The 12,916-nt window shown below is 49.9% G+C and carries 9 protein-coding genes; all 9 read right to left on the bottom strand.

Features of this window, described 5'->3' with window-relative positions:
• Positions 1-65: 65 nt before the first annotated feature.
• Complete coding sequence (locus HMPREF1212_RS07990; RefSeq protein ID WP_046149005.1) at positions 66-1,046, bottom strand: FecR family protein; 981 nt, start codon at positions 1,044-1,046, stop codon at positions 66-68.
• Positions 1,047-1,114: 68 nt separating this feature from the next.
• Positions 1,115-1,678, bottom strand: coding sequence for an RNA polymerase sigma-70 factor (locus tag HMPREF1212_RS07985; RefSeq protein WP_044191921.1), 564 nt, complete (start codon positions 1,676-1,678; stop codon positions 1,115-1,117).
• A gap of 283 nt (positions 1,679-1,961) precedes the next feature.
• Positions 1,962-4,856 (bottom strand): glycoside hydrolase family 38 N-terminal domain-containing protein, encoded by a 2,895-nt coding sequence (locus tag HMPREF1212_RS07980; protein ID WP_046149004.1) that lies wholly within the window; start codon positions 4,854-4,856, stop codon positions 1,962-1,964.
• 8 nt (positions 4,857-4,864) lie between these two features.
• Complete coding sequence (locus HMPREF1212_RS07975) at positions 4,865-6,010, bottom strand: MFS transporter (RefSeq protein ID WP_046149003.1); 1,146 nt, start codon at positions 6,008-6,010, stop codon at positions 4,865-4,867.
• A gap of 12 nt (positions 6,011-6,022) precedes the next feature.
• A complete protein-coding gene (locus HMPREF1212_RS07970) occupies positions 6,023-8,383 on the bottom strand; it encodes a GH92 family glycosyl hydrolase (protein ID WP_046149002.1) in 2,361 nt (786 codons plus the stop codon).
• Positions 8,384-8,394: 11 nt separating this feature from the next.
• On the bottom strand, positions 8,395-9,483 hold the full coding sequence (locus HMPREF1212_RS07965; RefSeq protein WP_046149001.1) for an ROK family protein: 1,089 nt from the start codon (positions 9,481-9,483) through the stop codon (positions 8,395-8,397).
• A 23-nt stretch (positions 9,484-9,506) separates the two neighbouring features.
• A complete protein-coding gene (locus HMPREF1212_RS07960) occupies positions 9,507-11,255 on the bottom strand; it encodes a class I mannose-6-phosphate isomerase (protein WP_046149000.1) in 1,749 nt (582 codons plus the stop codon).
• A 9-nt stretch (positions 11,256-11,264) separates the two neighbouring features.
• Positions 11,265-12,563, bottom strand: a complete 1,299-nt coding sequence (locus HMPREF1212_RS07955) for a GH36-type glycosyl hydrolase domain-containing protein (RefSeq protein WP_046148999.1) — start codon at positions 12,561-12,563, stop codon at positions 11,265-11,267.
• Between the two features lie 185 nt (positions 12,564-12,748).
• Complete coding sequence (locus HMPREF1212_RS26955; RefSeq protein WP_157316970.1) at positions 12,749-12,907, bottom strand: hypothetical protein; 159 nt, start codon at positions 12,905-12,907, stop codon at positions 12,749-12,751.
• Positions 12,908-12,916: the final 9 nt, after the last annotated feature.

The following is a 12,916-nucleotide window of genomic DNA, read 5'->3' as shown; positions in this document are numbered from 1 at the left end:
CTCAATTCGTCATAGGCTATTACTGATTTAAAGGTTACACATATATTTTACTCTTTCTCTTTGCTTCAGCGTATTGTAATCGTATTCAACTCCTCATCCTTAACGTATGAGAAATTATAGATTTTCTGTAAAGTTTTCAGGACGCTTTCTATACCGTCTCTTTGACGAAACTTACCGCTAAACTTGTAATTATTCAGCTTCTTATTCCTTATTTCTATTGTGATATCATAATAGAGTTCCAGCTTTTTGATTATCTCACCGAAAGGAATATCATCGAAAGCATAAATACCTTCTTTCCATAATAAAAAGTCAGTACTGCTGATCTTACTTTTTACCAACCTTCCATCTTTCAGTTCCGCATAATCATTCGGACTCATGTACATGGCCACCGATTCATTGTCCGATTGATATAATTTCACCGAACCTTCAATCAAAGCAGTTGTAAATTCATTCTTTCCTTTATAGGCAAAAACATTAAACTTGGTTCCCAGTACTTTTATATCCAGTTTTTCCGTAGAAACGACAAACGGGGCTTCTTCATTACGGAAAACTTCAAAGAAAGCTTCTCCGTCCAATTCCACCTTTCGTTCCGCACCGGAAAATCGGTTAGGATAACGCAACCGCGAACGGGCATTCAACCATACAACCGTTCCATCATGCAATTTTACCTGGGCACGCTGGCCAGGAGGAGTCGAGAATTCTTCAAAAGCAAGCTGTTCTTCGATTGCATTATCGCGTTGATAATTCATTATTGTCCAAGTTGAAAGAACTGCCAGACAAATAGCCGCAGCATAACCCACAAAATGTCGGGTGAGATGAACAAACTTCTTTTTCTCATTCTTATGAGCTTGTTTAAATTGCAGAAGTTTGCCGACAGCTTTCATCTCATCGCCTTCAGCAGGCAATGAGGCCGACAGAGCAGATAGATTCTGCATAGACACAAACTCTTTATGCAACTCCTTATCTGTTTGCATCAAAGAGAATAGCTCTGCTTTTTCTTCTGTCGTTATCTCTTTATTGAAATATTTAGTAATTAAAATATACATTTTTCAGCTTTTATAAGGGAGAGCGTTTAAGAATTTATTTTCCCCCAAAGCCTCTTAAGAAATAAATATTATTTAACAGTAATAAGAAAAAGTAATAATGGCAGATAGTCTTTTAATTCCAATCGGAGTTTCTTCAAAGCAATGGTCATTTGGTTCTCCACTGTACTGGCAGAGATATTTAGTTCTTCAGCTATTTCTCGGTTTTTCTTTCCTTCAATACGGCTTTTTAGAAATATTTCCCGACAGCGTTCAGGCAATTTATTGATAGCCTCCATCAATACACGTTCAATATCCTCTTCAGAGGTTAACGTATAATTCAAGGCTTCGAGGGAAGATAGTTTGGCCTTAAATTCCTGTTGATATTCTTCTACTACCAATCGGTGTCTGATATGATCCAAACATTTATTTTTCACCAGACTAAACAGGTAAGACATCAAACTCACCTGGATATCCAGCACATCCCGTTTTTCCCATAACAACAGAAATACATCCTGTACAATATTTTCAGCGTCTTCATCAAACAAAACATACTCCTTAGCAAAGCGATACATACGGAAATAGTACGTCACATAAATCTTATCGAAATTACTCCGTATATCTTTGGATGAAATATTTGTGTTGTTTAACGGCATCTTTTATTCTATTGAATTATATGATTACTTCTGTCATTTATATGAAACAGGTGCAGCAAAGATATAAAAGATACACACATATTGAGACTATTTTATTAAAAAACATCATTTATCGAAACAGTGGTTAACACTCTCGTTTCGATAAATGATGTTTTTAGCAGTAGCAGCAGATTACTGACTTAAGGCTAATATCTGTGCAATGCCTATGGCACAAATGTGCAGCTATAGTGGCACAGTTGTGCCACAAGTATGACACAACTGCTGTATAGGGCTAAGTAAACGCTTACCAGGATAGCTTTATAAACTTGTTCTCCCAGGGAGCAAACGTTGCTTCCGGATTACCTTTCACTGGCTCTCCCACTACATCGCATACGGTTACTCCGGTAAAGTTCACCTTATCCGAAGTTACGGCAAATTTAGCCGGCTTACCTGCTATTTCACGCAACTGAAGCATAACGGCTTTTTCTCCTTCCACCGGTTTCATGTTTACCAACAAAACATTATCGGGAACGATATTGAATACGGATGCAGGAGTGATAACCTTACTTCCTTTTGCTCCGGCCGGCAACACGCGGGTCAGGAACGGAATACGATTTTCCCAGGCAAAGCGGGTGGCATAACCTACCGAGTTGTCTTTGCTTGAATTGATAAAATAGCTCCATTGCAATTCACCCATCTGGTCGGCGTTGAAATTGGTTACCCAATAGTTATTCATCGGCCAGGAATACATGTTGGTGGACTGCGGAACAGCTCCGGCTTTATAGCGTCCCGTATTGATGGCTCCGAACTGCATCAAAGGTATCTCCGGACTTCCCATAACGACCTGCGACTCACTGTTGCGTGCCGTTGCAAAGTTCTGCACGGTATACCAGTCGTTCGATGATCCGGGGATCTGGTCGACACCCGCTTCGATCGTACCGCCGGGCACGTCCAGCATGATCTTACCCTGGTTCACCTCAAACGGGAACGAGATATAGATGGCTTCGGGATCGATAACGGCTTTCTTACGCAAACGGTACACTATATCAATCTTCTTGGCTACGTTGAATACACGGAACTCGACCATCAGGTTGTTCGGTTCGCGTCCGGCAACAGTCTCGCCACGGAAACGGTAAGTATCCCAGATAGCTCCTTTTTCGTAACGCTCGAAACGAATCCGTTCGGGACGGCGGCGCAGGAATTGCGGTTCACGGTATTGTTCCATCGGGTGGCGGCTGTCGATGATCTCATAAATAAACTCACCCATCTCCCATTCGGCTTTCGGAGTAGTCAGCTCCTTATTCAACTCTTTGTCGAACAGCTTGCTGATCGTACCTTTACGCGGATTGAAGTCGATAGCATACCAGGCATTCTCGACATGCGCCTTTTCCAGTGAGGAAGAAGCGACTGTCTCCGGGCGGGGCTCGTCTTTTACCTTTATATAATACTGTGCATATCCCAAGGCCGGGACATCTTTCACAAACAAAGACCAGTATGTTCCATCGGAACGGCTCTCCGCCGGTTGAGCTGGAATTATATTTCCTGCTGCATCCGTTATTTCAAAGGCTTTCTCGCGGGGCAATATCTGATGATCGATGTATACTTTAGCCAGACCGCTGTATGTCCAGTTCAACGTATTGAAAACGGCCACAGACGGGTATTCGGCTTTAGGCACGAACGATTGCAGTAATCCCATCGTCACCTCTCCCAGCAAACCCGAATGACGGTAAGCTTCCCAGGCATACGATTGTTTCAGGGAACGTTGCTCCCAGGTTTCCAGGCCATACGGGTTGCGTACGCTCTCACTGAAACCGAACGTATGTTCGTCATAAAAGAGCAGGGCTTTGTTGATGCCGCTGATCTGATTGTCGATATCATCCGGAAGTTTGGCTCCCAGCATATCGGCAAACGACAAACCGGCTTGGTTGGCGATAATATCCGAATGGGTAATGCGGGAGATGGCAGCTTCGCGGGCTCCGGAACCGAAACCGTCCGTCCACCAGTCGGGCCATGCGCCACGGATAGTCTGGATCTTATCGGCATAGTTGTTTTCCACCTCTTTGATAAATTCGCTGGAAACAGCCGTGCGCAGTTTAGGCCATTCGTATTTCTCGTTCCATCTCATCAGCATCTCGCAGCTTTTGGTGGAAGGGGGCGAGTTATCCGTGAAATAACCGGAATGCTGGGCGGCAACGATATCATACGGATAGTTCTTCGCTTCCATTTCACCCAGATAATTGAGCACGCGTTCTTCGAACTGCTCGAAGTTATCGGTATGGACACCGAAAAAGTTGCCCTGGTTATAATGCTCGGCACGATAGGTCAGCACCTTCTTTCCCGAAGGCGACTGCCACCAGAACACCGTAGGAATATCGAAACAGATCAAGGCGCGGTGGCCGTGTGTTCCCATATTGACATATTTCACACCTGCATCCGCAAAGTACTCGCTGAAACACCAGCCGATACCATTCACGTCATTCTGCATGGCGACTTCGGCTTTCAACCCGGCTTCACGGAATTGCTTCAGCGGATAAAGGGAAGCGGCCAGCGTCTGCTCGTCAGGTAGTTCGTCGAAGTTCAGATACATGGCGGCCAGTTCGATACGGCCTTCACTCACGCGCTTTTTCAGGCGGGCGATCTGCTCGGCAGGGCGACATTTCAGATATTCGCTGACCGCCCAGGCGATCTCGCAAGTCCAACGGAACTTGGCGAAATCAGGGTAATCGTCGGTCGCATCGCAGTAGTCGAGTGCATAGTCGATATAGCGAAGATGCTCGGCCAGGATCTCCGTTTGCGAACGGGTGTAGCCGATATCGGTATGCGTATGCTGCACCATATTCATCTGCCAGTGACGGACAGGTTTCACTTCCACCTCCGTCGATTGCTTCTCCTTCCCTTTTGTCAGGACGAGCGGCAGGCGTTGCATGGACTGGACTTCCGGTACTTCAAAGAAAAACTGGTTCGCTCCCTCTTTCAGCTTCCCTTTCTGCGTTTGTCCGGCAAGCGTGAGCGTTACATTCTCCGGTTCTCCGGTATGAGTAAGAGAGACGCGTACTTTTTGTACCAGTCCCTGTTTCGATTTATACAAAGCCGGATAGACATGCGTGTCGATACCCGGAGGAGCGGTTGCGCCCCAAACGGCGAAAGACAAGGCAAACAGCGCTATGCCTATCAGAAAGAATACTTTCGGTGTTTTCATAAGCGTTCTTATTTAGTTAATCTAAAGGATATAAGACAAATATAAAGCATACAGAGCAGCAGGACAGACAACCCGGCCACCTGTCCGAACCCATCTGAAATAATTCCCATCATGGGAGTGATCAGGGCACCACCCGACACTCCCATGATCATCAGGGCGGATATTTCATTCGCCCGCTCCGGCTTATGCTGAAGGGCGTATGAGAAGATGATCGAAAAGACATTGGCACAGGCCAACCCCACGATAACGATCATAGCAAACATGCTCCACGTACCCGGAACCAGCAACAGCAACACAAATGCCGCTATCGCTACGAACATGCTATATTTCAGGAAACGGGCACCGGAGAGTTTCGCCAGCAGGAAAGCTCCGGCAAAAGAACCGATCGTACGGGCGGCAAAGTACAGGCTCGTACCCAAGCCCGCTTCGGTGAGCGCCATATCGGTGCGCTCCATAAGCAGCTTCGGGATAGAAGTATTCAAGCCCACATCGATGCCGACAATGAAAAGGATTCCCAGAAAAAGGGAAACGATGTATTTATCTTTAAAAAGGGATAGTGTAGTTCCAAAGGTTGCTTTGGCTGCTTCCAGGTGTTCTTTTCCGGGGATGGTAGAGATCAGCCAGATCGTGGAGATCAGGGTCGTTGCTGCGTAAACGGCAAAGATCAGTTTCCAGTCGCCCCAGAAAGAAGAGGCGGCTCCGGCAATGATCGGCCCCAGGAACGAGGAGATCGCCTTGATGAATTGCCCCAGTGTCAACACGCTGGTGATACGGTCGGGACTGACCACATTCGCCACCATCGGATTCAGTGAGACTTGCAGGATCGTATTGCCTATACCCAACAAGGCAAAAGCGACCAGTATGCTGGCAAAGTCATAGAAGAACAAAGGCAGCAGCATAGCCAGCACCGTAATGGCGAGGGCTATCACAACCGTATTGCGCCGTCCGGCTTTCCCCATCAGGATCCCCGTAGGGATAGAGAACAGGGCAAACCAGAGGAATACGATCATCGGGAGCAGGTTTGCCAGCGTGTCGGAAAGGCCGAAATCGACCTTCACATAGTTTGTTGCAATGCCTACGACATCAGCAAAGCCCATCACGAAGAACCCGAAGAGGATAGGGTAAATGGCCTTTTGATTTTGTTTGTTGTCCATGATATAATCGGTTTAATAATTATCCACCGGCTGATTCCCCATATCCAGTTCCAGACGGCCACCGGCAGTAATCGTTTCGAAAGGAATGCGGGTGGAAGAATAGGGTTTACCATCCAGGCGGTATTGCTGAACATAGACGTTATCCTTGCTGTTATTCTTCGCTTCGATAACGAATTCCTTACCTTTATAATAGCTGTTATTCAACCGGATCGTGATCTTGTCAAACACAGGGCTACCCAAAGCGAACGAAGGTTCCGGGTCTGTCAGTCCCTTCACGTCGAACAATCCCAGGGAAGCGATCGCATACCAGGCACCCAACTGTCCCTGATCTTCATCCTGTCCGTAACCATATCCGTGAATACCGTCCGTACCATAGAACTCATCGAGGATGGCACGTACCCATTTCTGCGTCAGCGAAGGACGTCCCGCTTCATTGAACAACCAGGAGATATGCAGGCAAGGCTGATTGCCATGATTATACAACGTCTGCAACCCGGCAAAAGCGCCTACTTCCGTACCCCCACTGAATATCAGCTTCTGGGAAACGGTAAAGATACTGTCGAGACGCTGATTGAATACATCCGCACCGACTTTACCGACCAACCCTTCCGCATCATGCGGCACATAGAAGGTGTACTGCCACGCGTTGCCTTCCTGGAATCCGCGCCACACCTGCATCGGGTTGAAGTCTGCGAGGAACTGCCCGTCCGCCTTTTTGGGGCGTACGAAGTTGGTAGAAGGATCGTAGATACGCTCCCACCCTTTCGACAACCACATCAGTTTATCGTAATCATCCGTCTTACCCAATTTCTTAGCCCATTGAGCAACCGCCCAGGCACTGTACGAGTATTCCAACGTATGCGAAGCCGAGAACATGAACGCTTCATCCGGGCCGTCCCCTTTATCCAGATGGGGAACATAACCATATTCGAGGAACTTATCCGTATCCACCTTACCGGCACCCAACGGACGGTTCTCACCATCCAGTTCATTCTTACGGGCAGCTTCATAAGCCAGATCGACATCATAATTACGGATACCGCACTGGTAAGCACCGGCAAAAACAGCCCCCAGCAGATTGGTTCCTACCCCGGAGACATACCGGCTATTAGCAATACCGTCGCCCAACCAACCGGCATCCTTATACACCAACAGATGGCTGCTGATATAATCGGCATAATACTCGGGAGCGATCAACGCCCACACCTGTGCCAGGTTCCATTGTCCGCCCCAGATACCGTCGGTGTTATAGAAATTATGTACCGGCTTTCCGTTTTCCACCGGGATCTGCCCGATGCTACCGTCATTGCAAGGATAAGCACCGTTCACATCGCTGGCCAGTCCGCGTCCCAACAGGGCATGATACAGGCCGGTATAGAATTTCACCTTATCTTCCTTGACCGGAGTCTCCACCCGGATACGTCCGAGGTAGTCTTCCCATTGCCGGTGAGCCGCCTCTTTCGCCTGGTCGAAGGTGAGCGTGCGCGCTTCCGTATCGCGATTCAGACGGGCATTCTCCACAGAAGTATACGACAGGCCGACTTTGGCCGTGATGCTTTCCCCTTCCGTAGTCTTATAGGTGAGATACAATCCCGAACCGACGCCGGTAACCTGTCTGGCATCCGCCTGCACCTTTTCACCGATGAAGGTTCCGCATCCGGTAGGTTGTTTATCCAACTGGGCGGAGAAATACAACGGCACCGTAGCACCCGCCTGGTATTTCTTTACATATTCCGGCAACGTAATCACCCAGCCTTCAACCGTCCCGTCCTCATTCAACGTGACGGAAGCGTCCTTTACGGCACCGCTTTCACCCTGCCGGTTACCGATATCGAACAGGATACGGCTCTCTTCGGATGCAGGGAACGTATAACGCTGAAAAGCCACACGCGGGGTGGATGTCAGTTCCGCACGGATATTATAGTCTTGCAGATTCACCGAATAATAACCGGCAGTGGCAATCTCTTCCGAATGATCGAAACGGGAACGGTAACCGCTACCCGTCGAGTCGTCCACAGCACCGGGGATCGTTTTCAATGCCCCTACCGTCGGCATCAGGACGATACCGCCCACCTGAAACTCATGCAGGCAGGGGAAACCTTCGATAGAAGTATCGCGATAATCATAGCCGGTTGCTTCCCAGCCGGAGTTGTTTCCCACGTGGGCATTAGTCGCCGGGGCGGGCTTTGCCATACCGAAAGGATGGGCGCCCGGGGTGAAATGGAACCAGCGGCAGTGCGCCGTTCCGATACGGGGTTCTACATATTGGGATAAGTCCTCTTGTACTGCTTCCTCTTTCACCGGCGAACAGCTGACAGCCAGTAAGCCGGTCAGCAGACCGAGAACCGGGATGAATAGATTGTGTTTATTCATGGCGTATTTGTTTATAGATGATTTAATGCATACACATAAGCGCCCAGAGCCACCGAACGGCTTGCCCCCTGTTTGCTGATAATCACACCGATCCGTTTGAACGGGTCGTAATTGACGGTACGGTCGGAACCGGGCACAGCAATCCTCACCGCCGCTCCTTTGGCGAACTGTTCGAACTCCGCCGCGTCATCCAGATTGAAAGCCTTACTTTGCAGGCGACTGAAGCGGCTACCGTTCATCATCCCCGTTTCGCTGTTCATCTCCTTCAGAAGGGACGGCATGAAATACTTCGCAGCACCTGTCAGGCCACCGCCTATAACGATCAGACCGTCGATCAGCGTAATCGCTTGCGCCAGGGCATCACCGGCCATTTCGCCCAATTCGGCAAAGGCGGAACGGGCAGCCTCTTGGTTACCCGGACGAGTTCCTTCGGCTATATCATAAATATCTTTGGGAGTGAAGGGAGGAGCATCGCCCGACAGCAATCCGTAGATATGTTGCACGGCGCGGATACTGACGCTTTCTTCCACGATATAAGATTGGTATTTCTTATTGCGGAAGCACCAGATATCACCTCCCGCCGCATTGTCGCCTTCCAGCAGATTGCCGTTCAGCACGACACCCGCTCCGAAGCCTGTGCCCAGCGTCACACCGAGCAGGTTCTTGTAGCGTTTGATACTTCCGGCTTCTTCCAGGCGGCGGTTAATCTCCGGCAAGGCTCCGGTCAAGGCTTCGCCATAAGCAAACAAGTCTCCATCATTATTGATGAAGACAGGAATGCCAAACTTCTCCTCCAGGTACGGGCCCAGGGCCACTCCTCCACGGAAAGAAGGAAAGTTCGGAAGGTCGCCGATGATCCCGGCGGGGTAATCGGCCGGCCCGGGGAAAGCGAAGCTGATGGCTACCGGGGCTTCCGGCAATTGTTCGCTGACATGGGTGAAGCCGGTCAGGAGTTGTCCCAGGCATTGATCCAGGTGGCAGGCACAGGAAGGCAAGGTGATAGGTGTCACTATCTCCCTGCCGCCCCGGATGGCAGAGAAGACCAGGTTGGTTCCTCCGGCATCAAGGGTCATTACTATTCGGTTATCGTTGGTATACATGGTATATATTTTATGTTCAGTTATTATCCTTTCGTCCGTACATACGCTTTGATCGTACCGCAGGTCTTGCCTTCGGAGATACCGTAGGGGCGGATCGTGTAATCGCCTACCACGGCAGGGACGATGAATGTTTCGGCATAATGCACGATGAACGGTTCGAAGGCATCCGTCGGACTCTCGACGATCAGCTCATCCCCTTCCACCACATTCAGAACGTTGACACCCCCGCCCGTATTGTGCGGCACCTTTCCGGAGAACCAGTGGCGGCGTGTCTCGATAAACTCGTTCTCATGCAGGCCGGTGCGTTCCTCACGCCAGTCCTCCCCTTCGGCACGCGGCTCGAAATGGTTGACCAGCTGGTCGCGTACGAAATCCGTCTGCCGTTCCCACTGGATGACATGTGAACCGTGGGCGATATTGATAGGGCGCGGCTTGCCGTCCAGTCCCAGGCGATCCCAGTCCCAGAGTTTGAAGGTAAAGATACTCGGTGTGGCACTGATCTCCAACACCATCGCTTCCGAACCCGAACAATGGATCGTACCCGCCGGTATCAGGTAATGGTCGTGCTTCTTGGCAGGCCATTTGTTTACATATTTCTCGGTATCGAAAGTAGTGCCCGACTCCTGCGCTTCATTCAGGGCGGCAATCATTTCATCGGGATCTACCCCGTCTTTCAAGCCCAGGTAGACAGTAGCCCCTTCACCCGCATCGAGCAGGTAGTAGCTTTCGTCCTGCGTATAATAGATACCGAACGTATCACGGATATACTGCGTAGTGGGATGCACCTGCAAACTCAGGTTGCCCCCTCCCATCGTATCGAGAAAGTCGAAACGGATCGGGAAGTCCTGCCCGAAGCGCGCCTCCACCGGAGCACCCAGCAGGTTGCGGGTCTGGTAGAACACCAGGTTGTTGGAAGCCATCTCGAACAACTCCCCTTCCACCTTCAGATACAGGCTGTTTTCTTCGGGGACGCAATCGAAGCACCATCCGAAGTTATCCTGTTCCTTGTCGAGGTCGCATACCTCCTTCATCCACTGGCCACCCCAGGGAGCCGGATCGAAGAAAGGCACTACACGGAAGGGACGGTGAGCCGTCTTGACCAGTCCGTCGCGCATCGTCTCGCCGGTAATCATCTTCGGCATTTCGGGGATATGCGTGTCCAGCCAGAAGTCCACCTTCGGCAACAGCTGTTTCTTCAAGTCGTCGCATACGTTCCAGTCGATAAAGTAACCGCGCTTGTAATGCAACGAAGGCGCTTCTTCCCGGTTCTTCACGCCCAGACCATTAATCTCCTGACGACGGAAACGCTGCTGTATCTCCCAGCGCGTCATATCGGCATAGACCAGCACATCGGGTTCGGGCACCAGACAAGCGGCACCGGGGCCCCAGACGATAACCAATCCGTCTGCTGCTTTTATCTTTTCGCGACACACCTCCATCCGGCTCTCATCCAGAAAGTCCGTGTAATGGAAAGCGGCGCGGCGACCGAAAAGGCGGTCGTCCGTCAGATAAGGATACGTCATCGCTTCGATCTCTTCTACGCCTTTGAAGAACATCTCCGAATGAATGATCAATAAAGGTTGCAATGCCGCCAGGTGCTTAGCTAGCTCTTCCGGATGCACACCCTGATAGCATTCGACAACAACAACTCTATGCGCCAACTCAGAGCCGTTGCAGGCTTCCTTCAACTTATCCAAAACAGACTCCCAGCCTTTCCAGAGCCTGCCCCCAACAACTGTCGAGGGGGTTTTATCGTAATTACTCTTTCTCATTATCTTCGTTTATTTATTCTCTTCCGCCCATTCGTTAAACATCTCGATTGCTTTCGCCAGTACGCCTGCCGACCCTTTGAAATGGCCTGAACCGCTGGGAACACCTCCCATGCCGTACCACTCGTAGAAACCGTCGTTCTTGATCACACGGTCGATCATCGGACGCACTTCCTCGTACGCTTCCTTCACCATGCCGTTGGCAATCAGTTGCTGGATCATACGGCCTCCGAACCAAGTCCAGTCGCCGCCGTTCTGATACAGGTACGATTTCGCCATCCCCCCGTGGAAAAAGCCGTCAGGGTAGGTAGGATAAAGCGTCAGCCCGATACTCGGCATGCCCGACAGGCGGACATTCTCGACCATCTGCGCATTGACCGTAGCGATCTCTTCGGCCGACAGCAATCCGGCTTCGATAGCGATAGCCGTTCCCCCATGATAATGCACGTCCAGTTCGTTGAACCCTTCGGGGATCGGCGAGTTCTCAATATAAATATGAGGGATGAACTTCTGACGCTGCGTATCCCAGAGATGCTTGCGCACATTGTCGGCGATATGCTGGCGAAGTTCTTTCCAACGGATCTTATCGGCTTCATCAGCCGTCATCTCGTCCATATAATTGAGGGCGATGATAAACATGGCATTGTCGTACACGTCGATGGCCGGGTCGGACAACTCGTTCATGTCGCAGCCGAAGGGATCATTGGGCTGCACGTCACCCCAGTCAGCCGTCATGGCACCGTAAAGCAGGCCGTATTGTTCATTATAGCGTTCTTTCATCAGGTAATCGATCATTCCGACCATCCGCTGGTAGACCGTGCGGCCTGCCACTTCTTCGTCGAGGATGGAACGGTCGCCCGTCTTGCGGATATACTTTCCTACGATCTGGATCAGCGACGACTCCTGGTCTGTCTCCACCGTATTCTTAAAGGCTACATGATCGGGAGCCGTTTCCGAATAGTACGGATGATCGTCCCCCCAGGTGAAATCTTCCTTCAGCACATACCCGTCGATCATTTCGTCATTAGGCTGCTGAAGGGCAAAGAACAGGACGATCGCATGGCGCAACTCCGCCGGATTGCTTTCCTCGCAGGCCACTTCAATAAAGGTATTCATATCGCGCGCCCAGATCTGGGAGTAACCGCTCCCGGCATTGAAACCGCTGCGGATCGTGGCACGCGCCATACTGTCGACTATATGCAGGGTATTATCGTTTTGAATATCCTTCGCTAACTGTTGCGTCGGTGTAGGCCCCGTACAGGCGATAAAGCCGCTGCACAAAAGGGTAAATAGCAGATGTTTTTTCTTCATATCACTTGTTCTGTTGTTTTGGTGCAAAGATACCCTATTGCGAAGGAATGAAAAGGTGCATTTGTTTCGAAAATGTTATACTATCTTACGATTCAGCCCTATTTAGGCTGTATATTATACAATATACCTCTTTTACCTCTGATACAGGAGCGTTGATACTATATGAGCTTACCTGTTAGCACTATCTAACCACCATTATACTCTGTTAATCTGCCACCGGGAGAATATAAGTTGCGGGTGATGTCGCAATGTACAACCAACCCGAAACCGATGCAGCGGGTTGCTGTCGGAGATTGGTCGGGAAGGATTACGATTAAGGAGTGAATGAAAAGGGGATGCGGCACAAACCGCAT

It is taken from the genome of Parabacteroides sp. HGS0025 (assembly GCF_000969845.1).
GTDB classification, from domain to species: domain Bacteria; phylum Bacteroidota; class Bacteroidia; order Bacteroidales; family Tannerellaceae; genus Parabacteroides; species Parabacteroides gordonii.
Note: the sequence above shows the minus strand (reverse complement) of the source record. Positions and strands in the feature narration are given on the sequence as shown.

What these genes read in the sequence shown, in the direction of transcription:
- HMPREF1212_RS07960 (WP_046149000.1), bottom strand. Translation starts at nt 11,255, where the DNA reads ATGAGAAAGAGTAATTACGATAAAACCCCCTCGACAGTTGTTGGGGGC.
- HMPREF1212_RS07955 (WP_046148999.1), bottom strand. Translation starts at nt 12,563, where the DNA reads ATGAAGAAAAAACATCTGCTATTTACCCTTTTGTGCAGCGGCTTTATC.
- HMPREF1212_RS07970 (WP_046149002.1), bottom strand. Translation starts at nt 8,383, where the DNA reads ATGAATAAACACAATCTATTCATCCCGGTTCTCGGTCTGCTGACCGGC.
- HMPREF1212_RS07990 (WP_046149005.1), bottom strand. Translation starts at nt 1,046, where the DNA reads ATGTATATTTTAATTACTAAATATTTCAATAAAGAGATAACGACAGAA.
- HMPREF1212_RS07975 (WP_046149003.1), bottom strand. Translation starts at nt 6,010, where the DNA reads ATGGACAACAAACAAAATCAAAAGGCCATTTACCCTATCCTCTTCGGG.
- HMPREF1212_RS07985 (WP_044191921.1), bottom strand. Translation starts at nt 1,678, where the DNA reads ATGCCGTTAAACAACACAAATATTTCATCCAAAGATATACGGAGTAAT.
- HMPREF1212_RS07965 (WP_046149001.1), bottom strand. Translation starts at nt 9,483, where the DNA reads ATGTATACCAACGATAACCGAATAGTAATGACCCTTGATGCCGGAGGA.
- HMPREF1212_RS07980 (WP_046149004.1), bottom strand. Translation starts at nt 4,856, where the DNA reads ATGAAAACACCGAAAGTATTCTTTCTGATAGGCATAGCGCTGTTTGCC.